Source organism: Amycolatopsis oliviviridis, assembly GCF_014654365.1.
Taxonomy (GTDB): Bacteria; Actinomycetota; Actinomycetes; order Mycobacteriales; family Pseudonocardiaceae; genus Amycolatopsis; species Amycolatopsis oliviviridis.
Genome location: NZ_BNAY01000011.1, coordinates 165,415 through 192,131, shown reverse-complemented (window position 1 = coordinate 192,131; position 26,717 = coordinate 165,415). Strand labels below are relative to the sequence as shown.

General features: G+C 69.3%; 28 protein-coding genes. 19 read left to right on the top strand and 9 right to left on the bottom strand.

Going from position 1 to position 26,717, the window contains the following annotated elements; genetic code table 11:
* Positions 1-16: 16 nt before the first annotated feature.
* Genes IE302_RS36900 through IE302_RS36875 form a run of 6 tightly spaced genes read left to right on the top strand, consistent with a single transcriptional unit; the run spans position 17 to position 7,796 of the window.
* Positions 17-2,758, top strand: coding sequence for a hypothetical protein (locus IE302_RS36900; RefSeq protein WP_191259091.1), 2,742 nt, complete (start codon positions 17-19; stop codon positions 2,756-2,758).
* Positions 2,755-3,333: a flagellar hook-length control protein FliK gene (locus IE302_RS36895; protein WP_191259090.1), complete on the top strand. Its 579-nt coding sequence runs from the start codon at positions 2,755-2,757 to the stop codon at positions 3,331-3,333. Before IE302_RS36900 ends, IE302_RS36895 begins: the two co-directional genes overlap by 4 nt.
* On the top strand, positions 3,330-4,262 hold the full coding sequence (locus IE302_RS36890; protein WP_191259089.1) for an ABC transporter substrate-binding protein: 933 nt from the start codon (positions 3,330-3,332) through the stop codon (positions 4,260-4,262). Before IE302_RS36895 ends, IE302_RS36890 begins: the two co-directional genes overlap by 4 nt.
* Complete coding sequence (locus tag IE302_RS36885; RefSeq protein ID WP_191259088.1) at positions 4,262-5,374, top strand: energy-coupling factor transporter transmembrane component T; 1,113 nt, start codon at positions 4,262-4,264, stop codon at positions 5,372-5,374. The genes IE302_RS36890 and IE302_RS36885 overlap by 1 nt, the downstream gene beginning before the upstream one ends.
* Positions 5,371-6,966, top strand: coding sequence for an ABC transporter ATP-binding protein (locus IE302_RS36880; RefSeq protein ID WP_191259087.1), 1,596 nt, complete (start codon positions 5,371-5,373; stop codon positions 6,964-6,966). The genes IE302_RS36885 and IE302_RS36880 overlap by 4 nt, the downstream gene beginning before the upstream one ends.
* Positions 6,963-7,796 carry an ECF transporter S component family protein gene (locus IE302_RS36875; protein ID WP_191259086.1) on the top strand — a complete coding sequence of 278 codons (834 nt, stop codon included), beginning with the start codon at positions 6,963-6,965 and terminating at the stop codon, positions 7,794-7,796. The genes IE302_RS36880 and IE302_RS36875 overlap by 4 nt, the downstream gene beginning before the upstream one ends.
* Before the next feature lie 105 nt (positions 7,797-7,901).
* Here the strand turns inward: IE302_RS36875 and IE302_RS36870 are convergent, their stop codons facing one another.
* Complete coding sequence (locus tag IE302_RS36870) at positions 7,902-8,537, bottom strand: SRPBCC family protein (RefSeq protein WP_191259085.1); 636 nt, start codon at positions 8,535-8,537, stop codon at positions 7,902-7,904.
* Between the two features lie 113 nt (positions 8,538-8,650).
* Here IE302_RS36870 and IE302_RS36865 point away from each other — a divergent pair, with 113 nt between their 5' ends.
* The 5 genes from IE302_RS36865 to IE302_RS36845 all read left to right on the top strand — a co-directional run bounded on the left by IE302_RS36865 (position 8,651) and on the right by IE302_RS36845 (position 13,892).
* Entirely contained in the window at positions 8,651-9,313 is a 663-nt protein-coding gene (locus IE302_RS36865) for a TetR/AcrR family transcriptional regulator (protein WP_191259084.1), read from the top strand.
* Between the two features lie 458 nt (positions 9,314-9,771).
* Entirely contained in the window at positions 9,772-10,353 is a 582-nt protein-coding gene (locus IE302_RS36860; RefSeq protein ID WP_191259083.1) for a hypothetical protein, read from the top strand.
* 115 nt (positions 10,354-10,468) lie between these two features.
* Complete coding sequence (locus IE302_RS36855) at positions 10,469-10,765, top strand: hypothetical protein (RefSeq protein WP_191259082.1); 297 nt, start codon at positions 10,469-10,471, stop codon at positions 10,763-10,765.
* A 296-nt stretch (positions 10,766-11,061) separates the two neighbouring features.
* Positions 11,062-12,294 carry a calcium:cation antiporter family protein gene (locus IE302_RS36850; RefSeq protein ID WP_191259081.1) on the top strand — a complete coding sequence of 411 codons (1,233 nt, stop codon included), beginning with the start codon at positions 11,062-11,064 and terminating at the stop codon, positions 12,292-12,294.
* Between the two features lie 41 nt (positions 12,295-12,335).
* Positions 12,336-13,892 carry an alpha/beta hydrolase gene (locus IE302_RS36845; RefSeq protein WP_191259080.1) on the top strand — a complete coding sequence of 519 codons (1,557 nt, stop codon included), beginning with the start codon at positions 12,336-12,338 and terminating at the stop codon, positions 13,890-13,892.
* On the opposite strand, the gene IE302_RS36840 is transcribed toward IE302_RS36845, so the two are convergent.
* Both IE302_RS36840 and IE302_RS36835 read right to left on the bottom strand, forming a co-directional pair.
* Positions 13,856-14,518 carry a response regulator gene (locus tag IE302_RS36840; protein ID WP_191259079.1) on the bottom strand — a complete coding sequence of 221 codons (663 nt, stop codon included), beginning with the start codon at positions 14,516-14,518 and terminating at the stop codon, positions 13,856-13,858. The genes IE302_RS36845 and IE302_RS36840 overlap by 37 nt on opposite strands.
* Positions 14,515-15,234: a sensor histidine kinase gene (locus IE302_RS36835; RefSeq protein WP_191259078.1), complete on the bottom strand. Its 720-nt coding sequence runs from the start codon at positions 15,232-15,234 to the stop codon at positions 14,515-14,517. The genes IE302_RS36840 and IE302_RS36835 overlap by 4 nt, the downstream gene beginning before the upstream one ends.
* Before the next feature lie 182 nt (positions 15,235-15,416).
* Here IE302_RS36835 and IE302_RS36830 point away from each other — a divergent pair, with 182 nt between their 5' ends.
* Entirely contained in the window at positions 15,417-15,650 is a 234-nt protein-coding gene (locus IE302_RS36830) for a hypothetical protein (protein ID WP_191259077.1), read from the top strand.
* Positions 15,651-15,736: 86 nt separating this feature from the next.
* Complete coding sequence (locus IE302_RS36825; RefSeq protein WP_191259076.1) at positions 15,737-16,438, top strand: hypothetical protein; 702 nt, start codon at positions 15,737-15,739, stop codon at positions 16,436-16,438.
* A gap of 75 nt (positions 16,439-16,513) precedes the next feature.
* Here IE302_RS36825 and IE302_RS36820 read toward each other — a convergent pair whose 3' ends face one another.
* Positions 16,514-18,169, bottom strand: a complete 1,656-nt coding sequence (locus tag IE302_RS36820; RefSeq protein WP_191259075.1) for a glutamate--tRNA ligase — start codon at positions 18,167-18,169, stop codon at positions 16,514-16,516.
* A gap of 183 nt (positions 18,170-18,352) precedes the next feature.
* On the opposite strand from IE302_RS36820, the gene IE302_RS36815 reads away from it, so the two are divergent.
* The 4 genes from IE302_RS36815 (at position 18,353) to IE302_RS36800 (ending at position 22,196) form a co-directional block, all read left to right on the top strand.
* On the top strand, positions 18,353-19,579 hold the full coding sequence (locus IE302_RS36815; protein ID WP_191259074.1) for a hypothetical protein: 1,227 nt from the start codon (positions 18,353-18,355) through the stop codon (positions 19,577-19,579).
* Positions 19,576-21,102: a substrate-binding domain-containing protein gene (locus tag IE302_RS36810; protein WP_191259073.1), complete on the top strand. Its 1,527-nt coding sequence runs from the start codon at positions 19,576-19,578 to the stop codon at positions 21,100-21,102. The genes IE302_RS36815 and IE302_RS36810 overlap by 4 nt, the downstream gene beginning before the upstream one ends.
* Positions 21,089-21,862: a hypothetical protein gene (locus IE302_RS36805; RefSeq protein WP_229908169.1), complete on the top strand. Its 774-nt coding sequence runs from the start codon at positions 21,089-21,091 to the stop codon at positions 21,860-21,862. The genes IE302_RS36810 and IE302_RS36805 overlap by 14 nt, the downstream gene beginning before the upstream one ends.
* 157 nt (positions 21,863-22,019) lie before the next feature.
* Positions 22,020-22,196, top strand: a complete 177-nt coding sequence (locus IE302_RS36800; RefSeq protein WP_191259072.1) for a hypothetical protein — start codon at positions 22,020-22,022, stop codon at positions 22,194-22,196.
* On the opposite strand, the gene IE302_RS36795 is transcribed toward IE302_RS36800, so the two are convergent.
* Positions 22,143-23,084 (bottom strand): MBL fold metallo-hydrolase, encoded by a 942-nt coding sequence (locus tag IE302_RS36795; RefSeq protein ID WP_191259071.1) that lies wholly within the window; start codon positions 23,082-23,084, stop codon positions 22,143-22,145. The genes IE302_RS36800 and IE302_RS36795 overlap by 54 nt on opposite strands.
* Before the next feature lie 82 nt (positions 23,085-23,166).
* On the opposite strand from IE302_RS36795, the gene IE302_RS36790 reads away from it, so the two are divergent.
* Together IE302_RS36790 and IE302_RS36785 are read left to right on the top strand one after the other, a co-directional pair.
* On the top strand, positions 23,167-24,024 hold the full coding sequence (locus IE302_RS36790) for a LysR family transcriptional regulator (protein WP_191259070.1): 858 nt from the start codon (positions 23,167-23,169) through the stop codon (positions 24,022-24,024).
* 29 nt (positions 24,025-24,053) lie between these two features.
* Positions 24,054-24,470: a hypothetical protein gene (locus tag IE302_RS36785; RefSeq protein ID WP_191259069.1), complete on the top strand. Its 417-nt coding sequence runs from the start codon at positions 24,054-24,056 to the stop codon at positions 24,468-24,470.
* A 1-nt stretch (position 24,471) separates the two neighbouring features.
* Here IE302_RS36785 and IE302_RS36780 read toward each other — a convergent pair whose 3' ends face one another.
* The 4 genes from IE302_RS36780 to IE302_RS36765 form a co-directional block, all read right to left on the bottom strand.
* The gene (locus tag IE302_RS36780; protein ID WP_191259068.1) at positions 24,472-24,798 is read right to left on the bottom strand and encodes a DUF3140 domain-containing protein; all 327 of its coding nucleotides are present in this window, start codon (positions 24,796-24,798) and stop codon (positions 24,472-24,474) included.
* Complete coding sequence (locus IE302_RS36775; RefSeq protein ID WP_191259067.1) at positions 24,795-25,004, bottom strand: hypervirulence associated TUDOR domain-containing protein; 210 nt, start codon at positions 25,002-25,004, stop codon at positions 24,795-24,797. Before IE302_RS36775 ends, IE302_RS36780 begins: the two co-directional genes overlap by 4 nt.
* A gap of 2 nt (positions 25,005-25,006) precedes the next feature.
* Entirely contained in the window at positions 25,007-25,492 is a 486-nt protein-coding gene (locus IE302_RS36770) for an MSMEG_6728 family protein (protein WP_191259066.1), read from the bottom strand.
* A 208-nt stretch (positions 25,493-25,700) separates the two neighbouring features.
* Positions 25,701-26,606: a glutaminase gene (locus IE302_RS36765; RefSeq protein ID WP_191259065.1), complete on the bottom strand. Its 906-nt coding sequence runs from the start codon at positions 26,604-26,606 to the stop codon at positions 25,701-25,703.
* Between the last annotated feature and the right edge of the window lie 111 nt (positions 26,607-26,717).

Genomic DNA, 26,717 nt, shown 5'->3' with positions numbered 1-26,717 from the left:
GCCGCAAGGAGGAGTCATGCGCCGCGGGTACCTGGCCGCAACGGCGTTCGCCGTCAGCGTCGGCGTGGTCGCCGCGCTGCTCACCGGAACGGCGACGGCAGCGAACGATCCTGACGCGGCGAAGTCGAACTCCCGCTGGCTCGCGACGAAGCTGCAGCCGGACGGCACCCTCGAGAATCCCAACGGCGGCTCGCTGCCGGACCACGGCCTGATGATCGACGTCCTGTTCTCGATGTACGCGTCGGGCGACGGCGCGAAGGCCGAGCCGATCGTCAAGTTCCTCGACGACCAGGGCCACGCCACCGACTACTTCACCTGGGACGGGTTCATACCCGGCGCCGGGTTCGACAACGTCATCGTCGGCGGGGCCATGGCCAAGACCCTCGTCGCCGCCGAGGTCTCCGGCCGGAATCCGCGGAACTTCGACGGTTACGACCTGGTCGCCGAGACCAAGAACGCGATCATGCGCGGCGGTCCCGACAAGGGCCGGATCAGCGACTACACGAAGAAGCCCGACGTCACCGGCGACGTGATCAACAACGCCAACATGTTCGGCCAGGCGCTCGGCGTGATCGGGCTCGCCGCGGCGGGCGAGAACGACCAGCTCGCCATCGACAAGCTGCTGACCCAGCAGTGTTCCGAGGGCTACTTCCGCGTCATGTTCGCCTACATCCCGACGAAGGAGACCGGCGACCACGTCACCCCGGACGGGCACAAGGTCTCGACCTGCGACGAGGGCAAACCGCTCGACCTCTCGCCGACCGACGGCGACGCCACCGGCATCGCGCTCTCGGCGATGCTGGCCGCCAAGAAGGCGGGCGCGGCCGGGCTCGACACCCCGATCGCCAAGGCCGTCGCGTGGATCAAGGCGAACCAGACCGCGGGCGGCGGCTGGGGCGGTGGCGTCGGCACCGAAGCGCCGAACACCAACAGCACCGGCCTGATCGTCCAGGGGCTCGCCGAGGCGGGTGGCGCGGAAGCGGCGGTGGACAAGGGCGTGCGGTACCTCAAATCCGCGCAGGCCAACGCCGCGGCGGACTCCGGGAACAAGCTCGCGGGAGATCTCGGCGCGATCGCCTACAACCCCGCCTCCTACGAAGCCGCGCGCGCCTCGGGGATCAGTGGCCTCGACACCTGGATCCGCGCGAGCGCCCAGGCTTCGCTCGGGTTGTCGCAGATCGGCTTCTCTTCGCTCGCGAAGGGCGGTGGGCAGCCGCCGACCAGCAGCGTCTCGGAAACGCCGACGACTCCCACGACGACTTCGTCCTCGTCCGAAACGGGTTCGCCCACCAGCACGCCGACCTCGACTTCGAGCGAACCGGTGCCGAGCACCACCACCACGACCACCACAACGACGACGACCACCACGACCACGACCACGACGACCTCGGTTACGCCGGCACCGTCCTCGTCGCAGTCGACCAGCCCGCCCGCGCCGAGCACGGTCACCGTCACGAGCACCCCGCCCGCGGCCAAGCCGGAGCCGGACAAGCCCGCGCCGAAGGCCCCCGCACCGAAGACCGTCACGCCGAAGCCCAAGAAGACCGTCACCCCGAGGGCGTCGACCGGTGCCCGGGTCCCGCCGCCGACCGCGATCGCCACACCGGTCGCGATCGAAGGCACTGCCCCCGCGGCCTCCAGGCTGGGCGCGTACCTGACGAACCGGCTCGTCGGCGGCGACCACGTCGAGGTCACCGAGGACGGCAAGACCTACGTCGACTACGACGCCACCGCCGATCTGGTGCTGGCCCTGCGGGCGCTGGACGAACAGCCGGACACGGTCGTCCGCGCGTCGAAGTTCCTCCTGACACCGGAAGCCGTTCAGGCCTACGCCCACGGCGCGCCGTACGAGCAGGGCGGGGCCTCTTACGCCGAACCGCTCGCGAAACTCGTGCTCGTCGCCGAGTTCGCCAAGTCGGACGTCGCCGGGCAGTTGCGCGCCGATCTGGTGAAGCTGCGTGGCGCGGACGGCAAGTTCACCGACGTCGGGTCCTTCGCCGACGCCGACGAGACCGTCGAGCGGCACGCGTGGGCGGTGCTCGCCACCGCCGCCGATCCCGGCCCCGCGGTCGAACTGCTCCTTTCGCGCCAATGCGCCGACGGGACCTTCCCGAAGCATCTCGACACCGCGCAGTGCGGCTCCGGCGACCTCGGCGCGACGGCGGCCGCGGTCACCGCGCTGGCCGCCCGTCCGCACACCGGCGCCGCGCCGTCGACCAAACGGCCCGACGGCTGGACCGAGCGGCGCGTGTCGGCGTTCGTCTCGGCGGTGGGCGCGCTCGGCGTCCGGCCGACCGGCGAGGGCATGGTGACCGGTGAGGCGGGCGAGCCGGACGTCACGCTCAGCGCCGCCGTCGCCGCCGCGCGGCAGATCGCCGGCCTCGACGCGAGCGGAACCGCGCGGTCGCTGGGCAAACTGCTCCAGGCCGACGGCGGTTTCGCCAAGGGGTCGATCGCGGCCAGCGATGGGAAGACCGACTTCGCGACGAGCCTGGCCGCCGCGCAAGGGGTCGCCGGCCGGTCTTGGCTCACCGCCGCGGATTCGCCGCTGTCGCCCGCGATCCGGCTGCCGCTCTCGGAGACGAACGTCGCCGACGCCTTCTCCGGGACACAGCTGCAAGCGGCCGCCGCCCAGTCGGCCCAGCCCCCGTGGCTGGTCTGGGGACTCGCCGGCCTTGCCGGGCTCCTGCTGGCCGCCGCGCTCGTGCTCGTTTTCCTGCTTCGCCGGTTCATCAAGACAAAGGGGGCTACACCATGAGAAAACTGCTCACCGTCACGACCGTCCTCATCGGACTGATCGGGCTTTCCGCCGCACCCGCGAACGCGGTCGATCCCACCAAGGGCTACGACGGGATCTGCACCGGGAGCGACGCGCTCACCGGCACCACCGTCGTCGTCGACTTCCAGGAGCTGGACGGCAACGGCGGGACCGCCGCGCCGAGGATCACCCGCTGCTCGCCCAACGCGAGCCCGGGCACCGCCCGCACGGGTATCAAGGCGTTGCAGGACGCGGGGATCGCGGTCGCCGGAACCGCCCGCTGGGGCCTCGGTTTCGTCTGCCGCCTGGAAGGCCGCCCGGCCGCGACGGAGACCATCCCGCTGTCCAGCAACCCGAGCTACAAGGAGCCGTGCGTCAACACGCCGCCCGCCGGCGCGTACTGGGGTTACTGGCACGCCGACGGTTCCGGGACCACCTGGACCTACAGCAACTACGGCGCGCTCAACCGCAACGTCGTTCCCGGCGGTTTCGAAGGCTGGTCGTTCTCGCTGAACAAGTCGGCGACGACCAACCCGGTTCCCGGTGTCACGCCGAGGAACCCGGCCATCCCGTGAAAAGGCTCTTCGGAGTGGTGGCGGCGATCTTCCTGATCGCCGCCACGGCGCCGTCCGCGCACGCGGTCGACCAGAGCAAGGGCTATCCCGGGTTCTGCAAGGACGCCACCGGGGTCACCGTCGTCGTCGACTTCCAGCAGCTCGGCGGCACGACCATCGTGCGCTGCAACCCCCAGTCCACGCGCGGCACCGGGCTGGACGCGCTCAAAGGCGCCGGTTTCCAGATCGCCGGTGCGCAGCGCTGGGGCGAAGGCTTCATCTGCCGGGTCGAGAACCGCCCATCGGCGGCCGAGAACATCCCGATCGCCGGTCGCGAGAAGTACCGAGAGCTGTGTGTCGACACGCCTCCGGCGCAGGCCTATTGGTCCTATTGGCACGCCTCGAACAACTGCGCGTGGGACTACAGCCAGTGGGGCGTCAAGAACCGCGACTTCATCCCCGGCGGATTCGAGGGCTGGTCGTTCTCCCTGAACGCGACCGCCCAGACCAACCCGGTGCCGCGGGTCTCCGCGGTGCGGCCGGGCACCGAGAACGTCCCGTGCGTGCCGCGCGAGGAAGCCAAGCCCGTTACCAACGATCCCGGTGAGCAGCAGCAGAGGCCGCAGGCGGGCAGCGGACAGCAGAGCGGCGACGGTCCTCAGGCGACGGAAGAGGCCGCCCCCGGCGAAGCGCCGGTCGCGGGCCCGAGTTCCGGAGCGCTGCCGCCGCCCAAGCCGCGTCCGAGCGCGTCCGCGAGGCCGAAGGCGCAGGACCCGTCTCTGAACGTCGCGTTCACCGGTGGCGAGAACGCCGAGGACGTCAACGCGGTGATCGACCGCGAGTCCGGTGCCAGTGACTGGGCGCCCTGGGCCGCCGGTGCCGCGGTACTGGCGTTGTGCGTGGCAGGATTCTTCGTGGCACGCAGACGCAAACGCGCACAAGGAGCTTGATGACGTCCTACTTCCTGCCGCGCGACCTGCATCCGGCCGCCTGGTGGGTGTGGGCGCTGGGGCTCGCCGTCGCGGCGACCCGCACGACGAACCCGTGGCTGCTGCTGACCATCGTGGCGGTCGCGGGTTACGTCGTCGTGGCCCGGCGCAGCGAGGCGCCCTGGGCGCTGGCGTTCCGGCTCTACCTGTACCTCGGCGCGTTCATCGTCGTGATCCGCGTGTTCTTCCGAGTCGTGTTCGGCGGCGCCGAGGGCTCGACGATCATCTTGCGGCTGCCCGAGATCCCGCTGCCGGAATGGGCTGCGGGCATCCGGCTGTTCGGCGACGTGTCCGCCGAGTCGTTGCTGGGCGGGCTTTACGATGGGATGCGGCTGGCGACGATGGTGATCTGCCTCGGCGCGGCCAACGCGCTGGCGAACCCGAAACGGCTGCTCAAGGCGATGCCGCCGGCGTTGTACGAGGTGGGGACCGCGGTGATCGTCGCGCTGTCGGTGTTCCCGCAGCTGGCCGAGAGCGTGCTGCGGGTCCGGCGCGCCCGCAAGCTGCGCGGCGGCTCGGGCAAGAAGAAGGTGAAAGCACTCCACACCGTGCTCATCCCGGTGCTGGAGGACGCGCTTTCCCGCTCGCTGCAGCTGGCCGCGTCGATGGACTCACGGGGTTACGGTCGCGCGGGGCTGGTCGAAGCGCGGACCCGGCTGATCACGGGAACGCTGATGATCGTCGGCCTGATCGGGGTGTGCGTCGGTGTTTACGCCACTTTGGACGGTTCGACGCCGCGCTATCTCGCCGCACCGGTGCTTTCCGTGGGGCTGGTGATCGGACTGGTCGGGTTCTGGTCGGCGGGCAAACGGGTCCAGCGCACCCGGTACCGGCCCGATCGCTGGCATCTGCCGGAGCTCGTCGTCGCCGTGAGCGGGATCGCCGTCGCGGCCATCCTGTTCGTGACGTCGGAGGTGAACCCGATGAACATGAACCCGTCGCTGATCACCCTGTCCTGGCCGTCGCTCTCGTGGGGTCCGTTGCTCGGGGTGCTGATCGGCGTGCTGCCCGCTTTCCTGACCCCGGTGCCCGAGCCCCCGTACGCCGCACTCGAAGAAGAAGCACACGCATGATCGAACTCGACCACGTTTCCTTCACCTACCACGGCCGCTCCGAGCCCGTCTTGTCCGACGTGACGCTGTCGATCGGCGAAGGCGAGCTGGTGTTGTTCGCGGGCCAGACCGGTGCGGGCAAGTCGACGCTGCTCGGCACGATCAACGGTCTCGTCCCGCATTTCACCGGCGGCCACCTCGAAGGGACGGTCTCCGTCGACGGCGTCACGACGCGCTCCCGGCCGCCGCGCGAGTTCGCGCACCTGGTCGGCGTCGTCGGCCAGGACCCGCTCGCGGGTTTCGTCACCGACACCGTCGAGGACGAACTCGCGTACGGCATGGAGCAACTCGGCCTGAGTCCGCAGGTGATGCGCCGCCGGGTGGAAGAGACCCTGGACCTCCTCGGTATCGCGGAACTGCGCAGGCGCGCGTTGCGGACGCTGTCCGGCGGGCAGCAGCAACGGGTGGCGATCGGCTCGGTGCTGACGACGCATCCCAAGGTGCTGGTGCTGGACGAGCCGACGTCGGCGCTGGACCCGACCGCCGCCGAGGAAGTGCTGGCGACGCTGGCCCGGCTGGTGGAGGACCTCGGCACGACCGTCCTGATGGCCGAGCACCGGATGGAACGGGTGATCCCGTTCGCGGACCGCATGATCCACGTCCCGGGCACCGGGGGAGTGGTCGACGGAACCCCGCCGGAAGTCTTGAAGGACATGCCCATCGCGCCGCCGATCGTCCACTTGGGACGGTTGGCAGGCTGGGATCCGCTGCCGATGACCGTCCGCGACGCCCGGCGCCGCTCCTCTTCGCTGACTCTGGGAACCCCGCCCGCGCGGGACACGACCGCGGGCGAGGAACTGCTGACCGCGTCCGGCGTCGTCGTGCGGTACGGGCCGAAGGTCGCGGTGCGGGAGGTCGATCTGACCCTGCGCGCCGGCGAGGTGCTGGCGATGATGGGGCGCAACGGTTCCGGCAAGTCGTCGCTGCTGTGGGCGGTGCAGGGGTCCGGCCCCCGCCACGGCGGCAAGGTCACCGTCGAGGGCAGGGATCCGAAGGCGCTGAGCAGCGCCGCGGCGCGGAAACTCGTCGGCATGGTGCCGCAGACCGCGAGCGACCTGCTGTACCTGCAGACCGTCGCCGCCGAATGCGAGGCGGCCGACGCGGAATCGGGCGCGGAGCCGGGCCACAGCCGCGGCCTGCTCGACAGGCTCGCCCCGGGTATCGATCCCGAGTCGCATCCGCGCGATCTGTCGGAGGGCCAGCGGCTCGCGCTCGTGCTCGCGGTGCAGTTGTCGGCCGCTCCGCGGATCATGCTGCTGGACGAACCGACCCGCGGCCTCGACTACACCGCGAAGACCGCGCTGGCGCAGATGATCGCGTCGCTGACCGCAGAGGGCAGGGCGGTCGTCGTGGCCACCCACGACGTCGAATTCGTCGCGACGATCGCGCACCGCGTCCTCGTGATGGCGGAGGGGGAGGTCGTTTCGGACGGCCCGACCGGCGAGGTGCTCGGCGGCTCCCCGGCGTTCGCCACCCAGGTCGCGAAGATCCTCGGGGAGCCGTGGCTCACCGTCGACGAGGTCCGCTCGGCGCTGCCGCAGGAGGTCCCGTGAGCACGGCCCCCGCGGTCCGGCTGGGCCCGCGTTCGGCGACGGTGCTCGGTCTCGCGTCGCTCGCGGGACTGATGATGTTCGTCTGGCCGCTCCTGGTCCGGGTCGAACCGCAGTCGATGCAGCACGGCCCGGACGCGCCGTTCGTGTTCATCGGGATCCTGCCGATCCTGATCGTCATCGTGCTGGCCGAGATGTCCGAAGGGGGCATGGATTCCAAGGCCCTCGCGATGCTCGGCGTGCTCTCGGCGGTGAACGCCGCGCTGCGCCCGCTCGGCGCGGGGACCGCGGGGATCGAGACCGTGTTCTTCCTGCTGGTGCTGGCGGGCCGCGTGCTCGGGCCCGGCTTCGGTTTCGTGCTGGGCTGTACGTCGCTGTTCGCTTCGGCGCTGCTGACCGCCGGGGTGGGACCGTGGCTGCCGTTCCAGATGATGTGCTCGGCGTGGATCGGGATGGGCGCGGGACTGCTGCCGCGCCGTGTCACCGGCAAGGCCGAGATCGCGATGCTGGTGGGCTACGGGGTCTTCGTCGCGTACGTCTTCGGGTTCCTGATGAACCTGTGGTTCTGGCCGTTCATCACCGACGCCGAAGTCCCGTACCACGACGGGCACATCTCCTACGTCCCCGGCGCGCCGCTGCTGGAGAACCTGCACCGGTTCGCCGTCTTCACGCTGCTCACCTCGACGGCGGGGTGGGACACGGGGCGCGCGATCACGAACGCGGTGGCGATCCTGGTGCTGGGACCGGCCGTGCTCGCGACGTTGCGCCGCGCTTCGCGGAAGGCCTCCTACGGCGTGATCCCCTCGTTCACCGACGGCACGCCCCGCGTTTAGTCCTCTGGATGCGGGGCGCGCGTTCGGGTCCGATCGCCCAGAGCGCCAAAGGCGGGCGAGCGTCTGAGCGGACATCGCTTCCTCCTGGTTTTCTGGGTTTTTCGGTCAGCAGTGGGCTTCGGCGGTGGTTTTGAGGTCCTTCAGCCAGGCTTCGAGGCCCATGCCGAGGAACTGCGTCGAGGTGGGCACGTCGGCTTCGACCTGGGCGCCGGACCAGTTCTCCTCGGTGCGGACGAGCACGCCACCCTTGACCTCGGTGAAGTTCCAGACGTGGATCCCGTTGTCGATGCGGAGGCCCTCGCCGATCGCGGGCCCGCTCCAGCGGAGGCACTCGCCGCGCTGGATCTGGTGGACCGTCGAGGTGATCGACAGCGTGGTGGCGGGGGTCGTGGCCGTGGCGGGCACCGGGGTGGTCCAGCGGAACCGCGAGTTCTTCCGGAGTGGGCCCCGGTCCAGGCGTTTGCTGCTCTGCACCGGCTCCTGCCAGGACGGCCAGCTTTCGACGTCGGTCTGCAGGCGCCAGATCTTGCTCAGGGGAGCGTTGATCAGGGTCTCGGTCCGGTAGTGGATCGGGGCCTTCGCGTCGATGGTCTTGCCCTGGCAGGACAGCGGTGCCGGCGCGGACGTGGCGGTGGCGGCCTGGGCGGGCGTCACGGCGCCACCCAGCAGGCCGAGGGCCAGCGGGAGGGCGAGCGCGGCGGCTCGGGCGGCGGTGCGGCGGCGGGGCTTGGTGTCCGTCATGATCTTGCTCCTTGGTTAGCGCTGCTTGCGATAGTTAGAAGCTATAACCGCGATCGAGTGAGTGTCAATAGGGAAAGTGATAACCTCTAACCAGAGTCCGGAAGGAGTTGTCGATGGACACGGACAGGAAGACCTCGCGTGAGCGTTACCGGGCTCAGGTGTGCGGGGAGATCAAGCGGTACGCGTGGGAACAGCTGGCCACGACGGGGGTGTCCGCGTTGTCCCTCAATGCGATCGCCAAGCATGTGGGCATGAGCGGCCCCGCGCTGTACCGGTACTTCCCCAGTCGGGACGACCTGATCACGGACCTCATCCGCGACGCCTACCGGAGCCTCGCGGATGTCGTGTGCGCCGCCAGGGCGGATGGCGTGGCCGCGGTCGGTCACGCCATCAGGGACTGGGCGCTGGCGGATCCGCAGCGCTACCTGTTCCTCTACGGCACGCCCATCCCCGGCTACCGCGCGCCGGACGACACGACCCGGATCTCGAACGAGATCATGGCGGTGCTCTTGGAGGTCCACGCCGCTCTTCCGGACAGCGGGCCCGCCACGCCGTTCGAGGCGCATCTCGACGATCATCGGGACTGGGCGGGCGGGCTGCCGGTCTCTTCCGCGGTCCTGAGCCGGGCCGTGACGTTCTGGACGCGGCTCCACGGCGTCCTGTCCCTTGAACTGGCCGGGCACTTCGCCGGCATGGGGTTCGATCCCGCCGTGCTGTTCGCCGCCGAACTGGGCGCCCTGCCGGCCGGCGCGCGTCCGTCGGTCGCAAGTCCGTGAAGGCCCCCTTCACGCGGCTGAGCCGAGGGAAGGGGGCCTTCACGCGCATCCGGTGTGACTGCTGGTGCGTTCGAGGCGAGCGTGGCGATCGTCGGGGCTGTGAAGGCCTCCTTTCCTGCTTTGAAGGTAGTGAAGGAGGCCTTCACGGCCTTCGGCTGCGTTGCGAACGCTTCTTCCGCAACGTTGAAGGTTGTGAAAGCCACTTTCACAACATTCCAAGCAGGGTATGCCGGCGAGCGAACAAGACCCCTTTGCCTTTCCGCCCGGATGGAACCCGAATCGCCACTCGCGACCACCTGGACCACTCGCAGCGCTGGTATTACTCCACAAAGGACGGTTCCCGCTGAGTGGGGCATAGTGTTGTACTTTCCCGCTGTACGAAGGTTTTCCGGTGATCGCTGTGCTAGCTTCCGGGAATGCGCGGAGGATGCAGAGTCCCCTTCAGTCGTACGCTCGCCGTGATCGCGTCGCTGCTCTTGGCCTCGCTGATCGGCCCCGGCGCCGTCGCGAACGCGGCCCCGTCGAGGCATGGCTGCGAATGCGCCACCCCGTCGATCGACCGACTGCAGCAGTGGCTCGCCTCCGGTGAGGGCACCACGGTCCCGGCGACCGGCAGCCTGCTCGTCCGCGAGCGCGGCGGCTACGCGGCCAAGGTGACCTTCCTCAACGCGGAATGGCACGTGGTCGTCGTCTGGCTGGGGAATCAGTTCGAGGCGCAGGCCGATCTCTCGAAATCCGCCGGTTTCTGGATGACCTACAGCGCGACCGACGACCTCTACGTCCAGCTTCGCCCGGCATCGCACTGGAGCGGCGGCGACAAGTGGCTGACCAAGGTGCCGTCGACAGACGGGAAAATGGTCAAGAAGTTCTTCAGCTTCGCCCCCGGCGCGTGGACGACGCTGCCCGAGCTGGGCAAGCCGAACTACTCCTTCGCCTCGGCGCTGACCGAAGCGCGAGGCCTCGTCTTCGTCGGCAAGACCCCCAACAAGATCGACTTCCGCGGCCTCGCGATCGAGGGCTACCGGCCGCCCTGTCTCTGAACACTTCTCGGTATTTCACCTGTCCGGAGCGACCGTGATCGCACACCGTGCCCGATTTGTCCTGTACGGTGAACTTTCAGCCGCCTCCGTACGACCGATCCAAGGAGTACCCCTGATGAGCCTGTTCGACTCGCTGAAGGAAAAGGCCGCCGAACTGCTGGGCGGTGCGGGCGACAAGGTCAGCGAACTGACCGGTGTCGACCTTTCCGGCGCCGCCGACCAGGTCACCCAGTCGGCGGGCGACCTTGCCGAGACCGGACAGGGTCTCGCCGAAAACGCCACCGCCGCGGGCCAGGGTGCCGTCGACTCGGCCACCGCGGCCGGTCAGGGCGCCGTCGACTCGGCCGGTGCCTTCGGTGACGCCGCCACCGGGCTGGCCGGCGGTGTGATCGACCCGAACGCCCGGGGCTGACCGCCCCCGGAATCCCCCGGTATCCGCGGATACCGGGGGATTCCGTCATTTCCGGCTGATGTGATCCGCGGCACCTCGCGCTCCAGGCCGCTGGGATGCCGGTCCGCCGGGCGCGGTGCCATTCCGGCCGCGGACGAGCGGTGTCGGAGCAGGCCGGCCCGGATACTCCGGTGGGACGACGTCCGGATTTCGGCATGACGATCTTCCTTTTTCCTTGTCCCGCAAGGGGATCCTCGCCGGACAGGGGAAGAGGTCAACGGTTGTGGTAACCCGGTCGCCGCCGGGAATCTCGGTCCGTGATCGTCAAACGACTGAGGCCGATCGGCCTGTGCGCCGCGCTCACCCTGCCCGCGCTCGTCCTGCGGCTCTCCGGTGCCGAGCCGGGCGCGGTGGCCGGACTGCTGCTGTTCGGCCTGGCCGTCGTCGCGGCGTCGTTCCTGCTCGCCTGGGCCGCGGAAGCCGCGCAGGTCGACATCTCCGGCGGGCTCGCGATCGCCGTGCTCGCCGTCATCGCGGTGCTTCCCGAGTACGCGGTGGACCTGTATTTCGCCTACACGGCGGGCTCGAATCCCGAGTACGTCGCCTATGCCGCGGCGAACATGACCGGCTCCAACCGGTTGCTGCTCGGCCTCGGCTGGTCGACCGTCGTGCTGATCGGCCTCGCCGTCGCGAAGAAACGCAGCGGTGCCACGGTCCGGGAGCTGGTCCTCGATGCGCCGTACCGGATCGAACTCGGATTCCTCGCGATCGCCTCGATCGTCGCGTTCGTCATCCCCGGGACCGGGCAGATCTCGCTGGTCCTTGGCTTCGCGCTGCTCGGGTTCTTCGTGTTCTACCTCTGGAAGGTCTCCCGTGCCGAGCCCGGTGAACCCGAGCTGGTCGGCCCGGCCGCCACCCTCGGCGCGTTGGCCAAGCGGCCGCGCCGGATCCTGGTGACCACGCTATTCGGCTTCGCGGCGGTGGTGATCCTCGCCAGTGCGGAACCGTTCGCGCACAACCTGATCGCCGTCGGGACGGAACTGGGCATCGACCGGTTCCTGCTTGTGCAATGGCTCGCGCCGCTGGCGTCGGAGGCACCCGAGTTCATCGTGGCGATCCTGTTCGCGCTCCGGGGCAAGGGAGACGCGGCGATCGGCACCCTGCTTTCCAGCAAGGTCAATCAATGGACGCTGCTCGTCGGCAGCCTGCCGATCGCCTACCTGCTCGGCGGCGGGGGAACGGCGCTGCGGCTGGACGCCCGGCAGATCGAGGAATTCCTCCTCACCGCGACCCAGACGGTGCTCGGTGTCGCCGCCCTGCTCGCGTTGCGGTTCCCGCGCTGGGCGTCGTGGACCCTGCTCGGCCTGTTCGCGGTGCAGTTCGCGCTACCCGGCCAGACCGCGCGCTACGTCCTGTGCGGCGTCTACGCGGTCATCGCGTTCGCCGCCCTGATCCACAATCGACGGCATATCCTGCCGACCCTGGCCGCCCCGTTCCGCCGGGCACCGTATGCCTCCGGGAGTAGTCGGCAGGAGCGGATTTCGGCCTGAGGACAGAGGTTTCCGCGAGTCTCCGCGCTTAGCGTCCAGGGATGACCAAGCGAAGGAAAGCACTCGCCGCGAGCATCGCGATCGCGCTCCTGACCGGCGCCGGACAACCGGTCGCGGCTTCTCCGGCACAACGGATCGACTGGCACGACTGCCGGACCGCGCCGGACGACGAGACGGGGCAACGGCTCGCGGCGGCCGGGGCGACCTGTGGTGAGGTCACCGTTCCGCTGGACCACGCCGATCCGGGTGGCAGGACCCTCTCGGTGGCGGTCGCGCGCCGTGCCGCGACCGACCCCGCGCGACGCCTGGGCACTTTGGTGGTCAACACCGGCGGTCCCGGCCCGTCCCGTGACGGCGTGGCCCTCTTGACGCAAGGACTGCCACCGGAAGTCCCGTCCGGAGCGCCGTCGCTCGCCGCGCGGTACGACCTGGTCGGGATCGATCCGCGGTTCTTCGGGCTCAGCGCGCCCCTGGAATGCGGCTGGCCGACCGGGCAGTACCTGCGGAGCGCCCAGCTGGCGAGCCCGGACCGGGCCTCTTTCGAACGCGGAGTGGCGGTCGCGCGGGAGCTCGCCGCGAAGTGTGCCGACCGTGGCGACCTCCTCACGCACGCGTCCACCCGCGACATCGCGCGTGATCTCGACCTGGTCCGAGCCGCCCTTCGGGAAGCGAAGATCTCTTACCTGGGCTGGTCTTTCGGCAGCCATCTCGGCGCGGTCTACCGGCGGCTCTTCCCCCAGCGCGTCGAACGGATGGTGCTCGACAGCGCCGCCGCCCCCGGGGCCGCCGGTCCCGCGCTCACCCGGGAAACCGCGCCGGCGGACGCCGCGGCCTTACGCGACTGGGCACGGTGGGCCGCCCGCCGGGACGGGCGCTATCGCCTCGGCGCCACCGCCGACGACGTTCTGGCCACGGTGGACCGGATCGCCCGCGCCGCCGGCCGCGAACCCTTGCGCGTCGGCGCTCACCGGATCGACGCGGCGATGATCCCCGGGTTGCTGCTCACCGTCGACGACAGCGACGCGTTCTACGCGGAGTTCAGCTCCCAGGTCGTCGTGCTGCGCGACGCCGCCCGCGGCCTCGCCGTCACGCCGACACCCACGCAGGAGTGGAAACTCGCCCTGTACACCGATCCGGACGTGGAGCCGTCGTTCGGGTTCAGCGCCACGGTCGCGAACCAGTGCGCGGACCGCGCCGCGTCCCGCGATCCCGAAAGCTACTACCGGGACATCCAGGCGCACCGGGCCGCCGAGCCGCTGTTCGGCCCGCTGGCGCGGGACATCACGCCTTGCGCGTTCTGGCCGGTCGAGCCCGCGGAAGCGCCCGTACCGATCGGCGACGACCGTCCCGCGTTGCTCGTGGGCGCCTCGGGGGATCCGGTCACGCCGTACGCCGGGCAACTGGCGCTGCGCCGTGCCTTGACGGGATCGCGCATGGTCACGCTGGAGGGAGCCTTCCGGCACGGGGTCTATCTCTTCGACACGACGTCTTGCGTGACCGGAGCCGTCGAGTCGTACTTGCTCGGCGGTGCCCTGCCCCGAACCGACGTCACCTGCTCCCGTCACCGCTCGCCGGGCCGGACCACTCCCGCTTCGTAGGCCAGGACCACGGCCTGCACGCGGTCTCGCACCCGCAGTTTGGCCAGGATGTTGCCCACGTGGGTCTTCACCGTTCCCGGCGCGACCACCAGCCGCTCGGCGATCTCGGCGTTGGACCAGCCGCGGGCCATCCCGGCCAGCACCTCCCGCTCGCGCCCGGTCAGCGTCGCCGCCGACCGGGCCGCGCCGGGGTCGAGCGGCGGCGCCAGCCGGTCCAGCAGCCGGCGGGTGGTGGTGGGGGCGATGACCGAGTCCCCGGCGTGCACCGTCCTGATCCCGGCCAGCAGTTCCTCCGGGGTGGCGTCCTTGAGCAGGAAACCGCTCGCCCCGGCCCGGATCGCGGCCAGCGCGTGCTCGTCGAGGTCGTACGTCGTGAGCATGAGGACCTTCGGCGCGCCGGGCAGGGCGAGCACCCGTCGCGTGGCCTCGATACCGTCGAGTACCGGCATCCGGACGTCCATCAGCACCAGGTCGGGGTTCAGGCGCCGGGTGTGCTCCAGCGCGGCGAGACCGTCGCCCGCCTCGCCGACCACGGTCAGGTCGTCCTGCGACTCGATGACCATCCGGAAGCCCGCCCGGACCAGCGCCTGGTCGTCGGCCAGCAGGACACGGACCGGCGCGGTCATGCCGGTCCGTCCCGCAGGACGCCGAGCACCCGCCGGAGGTCGCTCAGTGCCTGCCGGGCGCATTCCGCGATCGTGACCAGCGCCGACCGTCCGGCCTCGGGCGAGGTCGCGTACCGGCCACCGTCGGCCTGCGCGATCACCACCGCGAGGGAATGGGCGACGATGTCGTGCATCTCGTGGGCGATGCGGGCCCGTTCCGCGAGGACGGCGAGCCTCGCCTCCTGTGCGCGATGGGAGAGCCGGACCCGGCGCAACGTCCCGGTGGCCCAGGCGGCCACCACCGTGCTCGCCAGGAAGGCACCGACGAGCAGATGCGCGGTCGCGGACGACGGCAGCATCGGCCAGCTGAGCCCGCCCAGCACGGAACCGGCGAGGCCGGCCCCGAGCGCGGCGCCGCCCGCCGGTCGCGGTCCGTAGGCCGCCGCGGCGTGCACCGCCAGCGGTACGGCGAGGTCGGCGGGCAGCGCTCCCACGTCGTCCCGGATCGCGAGCCACTGGACGCCCGCGGCCCCCAGCACCAAGGCCGCGCACACCGCGGGGTGACTTCGCCGCAAGGCCAACGGGAGCGAAAGGAGCAGGGAGAACAGGAAATAAGCCGCTTCCGCCAGGACGAAGAGTCCGAAAAGGACACAGGAGGCCGCGAGCAGCAGCGCGATCAGGGCGTCGACGAGCGACCCGTGTCCGCGCAGCCAGGAATCGAGTCTTTCACCGAGCACGCCGTCACCCTAGGGCGGCGGGCACCGTCGTCACCTCGCCATATGGGCTGAAACCGGCTACACCCGCCGGGCTAGCCCGAATGGAGCAAGAAAGGCGAAGGCGTGGCGTCGGAAATCCCGTGTCCCGGCAACTCTTGTCACGCTAATCTGGCGGAAACGACTTCATCTGCGGGGGAGCGGACATGGTCGGAATCTGGATAGCGCTCGGGGTCCTGCTGCTGGTGATCGGCATCGCCGTGCTCACCGACCTGCGCGACCGGGGGCGAGGCGGGACCCGCAAGTTCATGCTGCCGGGCTGGTCTTCCCGGCGTGCCGATTACACCGAGAACGATCTCGTGCACGGGCGCTGGGTGGAGAAGTCGCCGCGTGAGCAGGACGAAGAACTCCAGCGCAGGTACAAGTCTGGCGACGACTGACCTCTCGGGACATCGGCCGCGACGTCGACCTCGGCGACTGGAACCGAAGCATCGACATGATCCGTTTCTGAGCAAGAGGTGCAGTGATGCGAGACCTTGACGAGTTCGAAGACGGTTTGATCGAACGGTTCCGGAACCACCCGGCGCTGCGCGGCGTCACCGAGCTCTCGCCGGAGGGCCTGTGGGACGTCCTGCTGCAGCGCCGCTTCCTGTCGCTGGCCTTCACCATGGCGTACGACCTGGCGATCGACCTGCTCACCGACGAACAGTCCGTCAGGATCGCCCGTGTCATCGTCCGGGAGGAGTACCCGGACAACTCGTCGCCCGGCGGCACGCCTTCGCACCGAGAGGACCTGATGGCGGACATCCTCGCCCTCGGCGTCCCGCGCGAAACGCTGGTGCGGTCCCGGCGGTCGCTGGCCACGACGGCCTGCCTCGACACCACGATGGAGCTGATCTCCTCGGCGGGCGACTCGAAGCACGCCGACGTCGAACTGCTGACGATCCTGCGGTTCTGGGGCGAGGTACTGGTCTCCGTGGAGTACGGCGAGCTGTGGCGCCGGATCGGCCCGGTGCTCGGCGACAAGTCCGTCTTCTACTACCCGCACCACGTGCACGACGCGAAGTCGCGGCCGCTGGCCGCCGCGTCCCCGCTGTCGCTCACGCATTCCGACCAGCTCGGGCTGCGTCTCGTGCAGCTGATCGACTCGGACGAGGCGCGGGACCGGTTCCGTGAGACCGAGAAGGCCGTGGTCGCGGTGAAGTCGGCTTTCTACGACCAGTTCTAGGGCGCCGGTACCGAGTGGGTCGGGGTGGTCGTGAGTGGTAAGTGACGTTAGAACGACACTTACCACTCACGACGGTCACTCGCCGACGAGGCCGGAGAACCGGCCCAGCGTCTCCTCGCGTCCCAGCGCCTGGGTGATCGAGTGCAGGTCCGGGCTCCGGGTCGAGCCCGTGATCGCGATCCGGATGATCTGCGAGGCCTCGCGGATGGACCCCGGGAAGCCCTCGGGGTTCTTCTTGAACTCCTTGGCGTTCTTCGCGAAACCGTGCTTCGCGGCGACTTCGCGGATCTGCTGGAACCACTCCTGGCCGTCGTCGAGCTGCTGGTAGTTCCCGACGAAGTCGCGCGCGACGGCCTGGACGACCTCGCGGTCGACACCGAGTGCGGCGATCCGCTCGTCGTCGGGGCCGGCGACGGCGGCGTGCAGCTGCGGGAAGAAGAAGCCGTAGACGGCGCGGAACTCGCTCCACTTCTTCAGGTCCTTGCGCGGGTTCTCGGCACCGTCGCGTTCGACGGCGAGCGCACGCAGCGCGAGGTCCGGCTCGGCGTCGAGGACGGCGAGCAGCGCGGGGTCGAAACGCTCCGCCCAGGTGCGAACCTCGGCGAGGATCTCGGCGCCGGACAGCGTGGCGATGTGGTCGGCCGAGATGTCGTCGAGTTTGACGAGGTCGACCAGCGGGCCGGCGACCCCGCATTCGTCCAGGTTGATCGGCTCGGCGAGGGCCTGGTCGAGCGGCAGCTCCGCGAGCCGCCCGTTGGCGAGGCCGCGCAGGTAGTAGAGGACGGCCTTGGTCGGGTAGCCGGACTCGATGTAGAAGTCGACGCTCGCTTCCGGGTCCTTGCGCTTCGACAGCTTGCGCTTGCTGCCGCCCTCCTGCTTCATCAGCGGCGCGATGTGCGCGTAGGTGATCGGGTCGAAGGCGAGCGCCTCGAACAGCTGCTGGTGCACCGGCACCGAAGAGATCCACTCGTCGCCGCGGATCACCAGGTTGACGCGCATGAGGTGATCGTCGACGGCGTGCGCGAAGTGGTAGGTCGGCAGCCGCGGGCTCTGGTCGGAGCTCTTGAGGATGACGACGTCGTTGCGGTTGGCTTCGGCCTCCAGCGGGCCACGGATGGCGTCGGTGAACCGGGCGCGGGCGCCGGTGTCGTCCGGGGCGCGGAACCGCACGACGTAGGGGGCATCGGCGTCGAGCTTGGCCTGGACGTCCGCCGGGTCGGCGTCGCGCCAGATGGCCCACGAGCCGTAGTAGCCGGTCGGCAGCTTCGTCGCCTGCTGACGGGCGGTGATCGCCGCCAGTTCGTCCTTGGTGGCGAAGTCGAGGTACGCGCGGCCGAGGCGGAGCAGGTGGCGGACGTAGGTCAGGTAGATCTGCTCGCGCTCGGACTGCTGGTACGGGCCGTAGTCGCCGCCGCGGTGGATGTCCTCGTCGGCGGCGAGGCCGAAGTAGGCGAAGCCGCGCTCGAACTGGTCGATGGCGCCTTCGACCTCGCGGGACCGGTCGGTGTCCTCGACCCGGACGAGGTAGCGGCCGCCGCTGCGGCGGGCGACGTCCTGGTCGATCGTGGCGACGTAGACGCCGCCGATGTGGACGAACCCGGTCGGCGAGGGGCCGAAACGGGTGACCTTGGCGCCCTCGGGCAGCTCGCGGGCGGGGTAACGCTGTTCCCAGTGCTCGGGCTCGGGCAGGTCGGCGGGGAAGAGGGCGTCGATGACTGCTCGGTCCAGCATGGCGGTTCAGATCTCCCGGCGTCGTGGTGCATGGCGTTTTTCGCCACCGAAGAGACTAACCCGTCCGGCTTCCCGGGCTGGTGAGGGTGGGTCCTGAAGCGGCGGGAAGCCGAATCGAGACGTGCGTTTCCGTCGGTGGGTGCCGGTAAAATGGGTCTTGCCGGATATTCGGGGAGGAAATCGGTGACCACCGATAGTTCGCTTCGTGAAGAACCCCAGCTCACCATCAGACCCAAGCCCTCGGCGTTTTTCCTGCGCCGTCGTTTTCTCCGCTCTTTCGGGCCCGCGCTCGCCCTGGCTGTGAGCGGGCTGGTCGTCCTGCTCCTGACCGGGACGATCGTGGTGCCCTTCCAGCAGACGCTCGTCCTGCGCGGCAAGATGGGCTCCAAATCTGATCTCTTCGAGGACGCGAAAGTCCAGGAGATCCTGATGCGCCACCATATCCGCGTTCTCGTGACCAGGGCGGGCTCCCGCGACGTGGCCACTCACGACCTCAGTCAGTACGACTTCGTCTTCATGTCAGGAGAGCCCGCCGCGAGCCTTGTCCGGCGGTCGAGGGCGAACGAGTGGACGGGCAGCGCGCGGCAGCCGTTCACCAGCCCGATCGTCCTCGCCACCTATCGTCGCTACGCGGAAACGCTGGTGCGCAAGCAGATCGCCTCGAAACCGGCGGGACAGCCGGATTCGCTGTACTACACGCTGGACACCGGGAAGTTCATCGAAACCATGCGGCTGGGGCAGACCTGGGACTCGCTGGGCGTCCGGGAGTTCGGCGCGCCGAACGGGAACCGAGTGCTGGCCCAGACGTCGAACGTCTGTGATTCCAATTCGGGCGCGACGTACCTGATCCTGCTGGCGTTCCTGGAGAACGGCCGTCAGGTGCCGGTCGTCGATCCGCGGACGGCGGGCCCACCGGATCTTTCGGGCGCGAGAGCGCTGGCCAACCGGATCAAACCGCTCGTGGCCGCGCAGGGTTTCCCGTCCGCCGACCTGTCCGAGTCCTACGCGAACCTCGCCGAGGGCGACAAGCCGATCGTCGTCATCTACGAGCATCAGTACCTCGCCATGCAACTGCGGGCCAAGGCGCAGAGCGGACAGCCGGACCTCGACCGCGTCCTGCTGTACCCGAAGGACAACATTCTGACAAAACCCCAGTTCCTGGCGCTGAAACCGGAAGCGGAACGGCTCGGTGAGCTGATCACCTTCGATCCCGATCTGCAGCGCCGCGCGATGGAACTCGGGTTCGGCGTCGCGACGCCGGCGGGCAGCACGAAAAGCGCGCGGCTGTACGACTTCCTGCGCGAACAGGGTCTGACGGCGCCGGAGATCGCGGACAACGACAGCACCACGCCGTTGCCGGACAACCTCGTACTGGAAGAGATGATCAGGACCGTCGGGGACTGCCCGTGAAGCGGCTCCTCGCGGTCCTTTGCTGCCTGCTTCTGGTCACCGCCGCCTGCACGAGCGGCGGGGACAAGGTGAAACTCCGGGTGCTGGCCAGCTCCGAATTGGCGGACCTCGGGCCGATCCTCGACGACCTCCGCGAGGAAACGGGAATCGAACTGGAGATGGATTTCAAGGGAACCGTCAACGCGAGCACCGATCTCATCCCCGGCCGGGCCAAGCACGATCTCGCCTGGCTTTCCACCGACAAGTTCTTCGAGCTCGATTTCCGCGAGTTCGCGGACAAGGGTGAACGGCCACTCTCCACCAAGACGATGATGTCGCCGGTCGTCGTGGGGATCACCCCGGCCAAAGCGGCGGAACTGCGCCGTGGCAAACCGGGTGGCGAACTGTCCTGGGCGGACCTCGCCGACGCCGCCGCGAGCGGGTCGTTCCGGTTCGCCATGGCGGATCCGTTCAAGGCGGGCAGCGGGGTCACCTCGCTCATCGGGGTCGCGACGGCCGCCGCGGGCACCGGGGCGGCGCTGCGGCCGGAGGACGTGAAATGCGACAAGCTGCAGGGCTTCCGCGTCGGGCACACGATCACGGCGGACACGTCGGCCGCGGTGGCCGACCGGTTCGCCGAGCGGCAGGACGCCGACGCGATCATCGGCTACGAGTCGACGGTGCTTTCGCTGAACGCCGGCGGAAAGCTCAAGACGCCGCTGGAACTGGTGTACCCGCGCGACGGGATCGTTCAGGCGGAGTTCCCCCTCCTGCTGCTCGATCCGGCCAAGCGAGAGGTGTACGACAGGATCGTCTCCTGGGTCAAAAGCCCGGCGACACAGCAGAAACTGATGGAGAAGACGTTCCGGCGGCCGATCGCCGGCGGAGTCGGGCTCGACCCGAGGATGCCCGCCTCGATCGGGAACTCGCTGTACTTCCCGGACGGGCAGGCCGTCGTGGACAAACTGCTGGAGGACTACGCGGACCGGGCACCCGGCCGGGTGATCTTCGTGCTCGACTTCTCCGGCTCGATGAAAGGAGCGCGGATCGCCGCGCTCCGGGCGACGTTCGCCGGGCTGAGCGGCGGACCGGCCGGCGGGTTCGACCGCTTCTACCGCGGTGAGCGGCTCACGGTCCTCCGCTTCGGCGGAAAGATCCTGGGGGACAAGGAGTTCACCGTCAACGGTCCCCAGGATCTCGACGCGCTGCGGGCCTTCATCGCGGCCGACGACTTCGACGGCAACACGGCGGTCTGGGCGGCGCTCGGCGAGGCTTACGCGAAGGCAGGCGCCCATCGCCGGGCCGAACCCGATCGGACCGTCTCGATCGTGCTGATGACCGACGGCGAGAGCAACACCGGCCCCGGCGTCGACGAATTCCTGCGCGCGCCAAGGGAATTCGGCGTGCACACCTACACGATCCGGTTCGGTGAGGCGAATCCCGCCGAACTGGGCCGCGCGGCCGCGGCGACCGGAGGCCGCATGGTCGACGCGAACGCGACATCCCTGCTCGACGCCTTCAAGGAGATCCGTGGCTGCCGATAATCTGTGGTGGGAAGTCTGGGGAATGTGGCTCGCGGTCTGGCTGCTGACCGTCGTCGCCTTCCTCGTCGCGGTCGTCGTGTTCGTCCGGCACTGGCGCCGCGCGCGATCCGACGGCGATCAGGGGATGATCCGGGGGATCGGCTTCTACCTGCACACGAAATCCGTGATGGGTCTCTACCAGTTGCATCGCTACAACGAGGCGCTGGAACAGGAGGTGGAGAAACGGCGGAGCCGGGGCTGGCGGTTCTGGGGATCGGGTGGATTCGGCCCGCTGAAAGGGGAATCGGAGCGCACCGACACCGACGAGGAGTTCCGGCGGTACATCCGCAAGGCCGAACCGATCACCGTGATCGGCATCGTGACGAAGGTGCTGGAGAAGCACCACGACATCATCTACGTCGATCTGGCGAAGCAGGAACTGGTCAACAATCGGGCGCTGGTCAAGGAACTCGGCTGGTCCGACGGCCACGAGAGCACCCGCCAGCTCCAGACCCGGCTGCGTGGCGTCGAGGCGTTCGTCTCCGTGAAGGGCCTGTTCCGCAAACGCTCGCAGACCGAGGAGGAGACGGTTTTCTTCGCACCGTACGGAAATCCGGACGATCCGGCGCGGAGCAGGCGGATCCGGTTCACCTGCGTGACCAGCGATCTGCGGGACACCGCGCCCGCCGGCGCGTTCCGGGCGCGGTGCCTCGGCAAAGTCGAGGACTGGGACCCGGAAACCGGTGAACTCGTCGTCCATCCCATCGCCATCTTCAAGTAACCTTCCGGGCCGTCTGCTCCACTTGCGTCATACGATTGACGCGAGTGGAGCAGTCGAAAGCCACACGTCGTCCATGGTGCTTCGCACTGTCGGCCGGTAGGGGCGAACCTGCACGATTTCGGTATCCAACACCGCAGGATCGTCAGGGAGATTCCTTATGAAGACCGTCGTTTCCGACGATATCCGCCGTTTCTTCGCCGACTCCGGTGTCGACGTCACCGCGGCCGGGCAGACCGAGGTCGACGTCGTCATCGATCACTTCGACAACTGGAAGAACACGTCAAGCGGAGGCGCTTTCGGGTGCTTCACCGGCGCCTGCTGCCTGATGGCCTGAGTGTTCCGAGCAGAAGCAGCCGACGCCCTTCGCGATCCAATCCTGGCCCTCCCATTCGGGATGGCGTTCGATCATCAGCGCTTCGACCTCCGCCGCGATGGTCTCCTCGGAGACGGCCGAGTCGCGTCGCTTCCAGGTCTCGTCGCGCAGCAGTTCGAGGTACTCACGGACGTCGGTCAGGATCCGGCGTCCGGAGACGTCGCCGTGGCCAGGGACGACGAGGTCCGGTCCGGTGGCGGTCAGCCGGCGCAGGACTTCGATCCAGCGCAGTCCCGAGACGTCGGTGTCGTACGGCGGGAACCACGGGAAGATCGAGAACTGGCCCGCCTCGACCAGATCCCCGGTGAACAGCACGCCCGCGTCGGGCACGGTCACCACCTGGTCTCCCTTGCTGTGGGCGCGTCCGGTCGCCTCCAGCCAGACGACCCGTCCGCCGAGATCGAGGTCGTACGCGTCGTCGTAGATCTTGTCCGGAGCGATCAAGGTGACACCGTCGAGCGCGCGGGCGACCGGTGCCCCGAGACCGCGGAACATGCCGAGATAGCCGGGTCCTTTGTGGACCAGGTCCGCGGCCTGCGCGCGATTGACGAGATAGGTCGCCTCGTCCGCGAAGACCTGCGCGCCGAAAGCGTGCTCGGGGTGGAAATGCGTCGTGGTCAGGAACAGCTCGCGGCCGCGGGCGTATTCGGTCGCGAAGGCGAGCACCTTTTCGGCGTTGCCGGGGCCCAGTCCGGTATCGACGACGAGCACCGAGTGCTCGCCGCCGATGATCCCGATGTTGGGGACGAGCTCGACACCGCGATTCGGGATCACCACGAGGTCGCGGGCGATCTCGCGGGCCTGACCGGGGTCGACGGCGGGCTCGTGGGTCAGTGGTTCGAAAGGCATGACCCCACTGTCGCGCCGCTGTCGGCCCGCCGTCCAAGACCGATCTCCTCGGCCCGATACCGGCTGGGTATCATCGCTGGTGATGGAGCTTCGTTTGCTGCGCTACTTCGTGGCCGTCGCCGAGGAGAGGCACTTCGGCCGGGCCGCCGCGCGGCTGCACATGACCCAGCCGCCGCTGAGCCGCGCCATCCGGCAGCTGGAGAACGACCTGGGTGTCGTCCTGCTGCTCCGCTCGGCCGCCGGCGTCGAACCCACCGCGGCCGGAACCACCCTGTACGCCGAGGCCCGCACCCTGCTGGACCAGGCCGACCTCGCCCGCGCTCGCGTGACGGCGGCGGCGGGGCCCGCGACGCTCACCGTCGGCACTCTCGCAGATGGAGCGGGGGAGGCGGGCACCCGGCTGGCCGCGGAGTTCCGGCGACGGCATCCCGAGGTCGCGATCCGGTTCCGCGAGGCGGATTTCACCGATCCCACCACCGGCCTGCGCGCCGGGCTCGCCGACGTCGCGCTGACCCGGTCGCCGTTCGACGAGACCGGGATCAGCGTCCGCGTCCTGCGCTCCGACCCGGTCGGCCTCGTCCTGCGCACCGGAGACCCGCTCGCCGGCCGCGAGTCGCTCCGGCTGGCCGACGTCGCCGACCGGCCCTGGTTCCAGCTGCCGGAGGGGACGGACCCGCTGTGGCGCGCGTACTGGAACGGGGCCGCGCCCCTCGGCGAGCGGCCAGCCGGCCCGGTGGTCCGCACGGTCAGCGAATGTCTTCAGGCCGTCCTGTGGAACGGCTCGGCCGGGATCGCGCCCCTCGGGCACGCCCTTCCCGACGGGCTCACCTGGGTCCCCCTGACCGACATGCCGCCGAGCCCCCTGGTCGTCGCCTGGGTGACCGAACGGGAGAACCCGCTGATCCGCTCGTTCGCCCGGATCGCCGCCGACGGGGTGTAGAAGCGCCAGCTCCGGGGAATTACCCCCGCATGCCGGAATCACGTTCGGAACCTGAGGACGCGACCGTCGACGCGGTCGGAAAGCTGGTCGCCGCGCTCGAAACGGTCGAGCAGGCGCGAGGACACCTGTACGCCTTCCACCATCTGACGGGAAGCGCCGACTTCGCGCTCGACGAGGCCGCCGAGGCGCTCGCGAAAGCCGGGCATCCCGAGTGGGCCGAGCGGATCCGGACCGAGCTGATCGGGCTCAACGTGCTGCCGGAGCGGTGGACCTTCCAGCTGATCGAGGAATACGACGACGGTTATTACGCGGCCTTCCGCGGGATGACGCGGGACGTCACCGGTGACCTGACCGGGGGACGGCGGCATCTGCACGAGGAACGCATCAAGCGGCGACGGCGGACCGAGGGGCGGCCGGGACACGAGATGGGCGAGCCCTCCACCTGAGCTACTTGCACGGGTCGTGACCCCAGTTCATCAGGGAGTGACGCCAGGTCGTGTCCTCGACGTCGCCCGAAGGTCGCTGCGCGAGGTGACGGTGCACGTAGCCGACGACCTTGCGCATGTGCTTCTCGTCCGCTTCGGACAGGTCCGCCCTCTTCGCGCGCAGGATCGAGACGATCCGGCGGCCCGATTCGTGGCCGACCGACTCACCTCCGCTCTTGTGCTGCCCGGCCTGCCGGGATTCGTCGGTCTTCAGCCACTTCTCGAGTTCGCCCGCGGTCATGTTGACCGCTTCGCCGAACTCGGTGTGGACGTCCTTGTCGTCGTTCACATCTTCTCCAGGGCCTCGGGCTTGTGGACCGCTTCGCCGCCGCTCTTCTCGCTGCGGACCAGGTACTGCGGTTCCTCTTTGGACGCGCGTACGGTGCGGCCGCCCGCCTCGGTGTCCGAGGTGATCTTCCTCAGGACCTCACCTTCACCTCGCCCGCCGTGACTGTTCCAGCGGACCTTGTCACCTTTGCGGAATTCGTTCGTCATCGTCACTCCTCCTTCGGTGTCCTGCGTGGACGGTCCGACGCGGGCCAGACGTAGGGCAGGTCGTCAGGTACGTCGGGGAAACTCGGGCGGTAGTGCTCGGGCTGCTTGCGGACGAGGGCCGACTGATGGCTGCGATGAAAGCCGGCGTCGCCGAGCCACGGTGGAAGCTCCTTCGCGTCCTCGAGCTGGGCTTGGGTGCGGATCACGTCAAGCCCGGTGGTGCGGAGCAGGTCGAGCCGCAGCGTTTCGTGGCAGGTGTCCTGGCGGCCGGTTTCGCACCAGGCCTCGCAGATGTCGAAGCCGTACCGGACGAGGGCCTCTTCGTAACCCGCCCACATCGCCGCGGCCGGGTGATGACGCCAGCCGTAACCCGGCACCGTCAGTGCCCGCAGCACCTGGATCGTCTCTACGCGCTGTTTGCCGAGTCTCCGCTGGTCAAGGACGGAAGCGGAGGCTCGGAAGCCGGCGCACGGAAGAAACGTCTGCACACCGGCGGCTTCCCTCTCAGCGAGGGGTTAAACAGGGGGCAGGCGAACGTGCTGTACCGGGCGTGGCGCCGGCAGGAGGGCGTTGCGAAAGCCACTTTCGCAACCTTCAACGTTGTGAAAGTGGCTTTCGCAACACTGGAACGCCGGACAGCGCTGGGCCGACCCCCTCGCCCCAAAGCCCGCAGACGCGCGAGCCCCCACCTGAGGCTCAGAAGATCGACCAGCCGGTCAGGGTGGTGAACCGGTCGAGTGCCGCGACGCCCGCGACGGAGTTGCCTCGCGCGTCCAGGCAGGGGCTCCACACGCAGACCGCGCAGCGGCCCGGGACGATCGCGACGATGCCGCCGCCGACACCGCTTTTGCCGGGAAGCCCGACACGGTAGGCGAATTCGCCCGCCGCGTCGTAGGTGCCGCAGGTCAGCATGACCGCGTTGATCCGCTTGGCCGCGCTCAGGCCGAGCAGCCTGGTGCCGTCGTTGCGGACGCCGTGGCGGGCGAGGAACACCGCGGAGCGCGCGACGTCCGCGCAAGTCATCGCGATCGAGCACTGGCGCACGTACTGGTCGAGGACCGCGGGCACCGGATGGCGCATGTTCCGATAGGACGCCATGAAATACGCGAGCGCGCGGTTGCGGTCGGCGTTCTCCGCCTCCGACGTGGCGACCTCGGCGTCGATCCCGATGTCCGCGCGGCCGCTTTCGCCGCGGAAGAACCGCAGCAGCGTTTCCGCCGCGTCGCCGTGGTGCGCCAATTCGTCGGTCACCACGAGCGCGCCGGCGTTGATGAACGGATTGCGGGGGATCCCGTCCTCGTTCTCCAGCTGCACGAGCGAGTTGAACGGGTTGCCGGACGGCTCACGGCCCACCCGTGCCCACAGGCCGTCGCCGTGGGAGAGCGCGAGCGCCAGGGTGAAGACCTTCGACATGCTCTGGATGGAGAATGGCACCCGCCAGTCGCCGACCCCGTGCAAGCCACCGTCCACTTCGGCCACCGCCATGCCGAACCGCCGCGGCTCGACCCTGGCCAGGGCGGGGATGTAGTCCGCGACGGCGCCGCGGCCGATCTCCGGCGCGACGTCGTCGGCGATCCGGTCCAGCAGCGCTGCGAGGTCCACGGCCGTAGCGTAGGAGGCGGCTCGCGCGCGCGAAGATCGGGGTTCGCGCGTGAATTTGTCAAATCGAAAAGGGAAATTCCAGTAAAACCACTAGAGTGACGTCCCGCACAC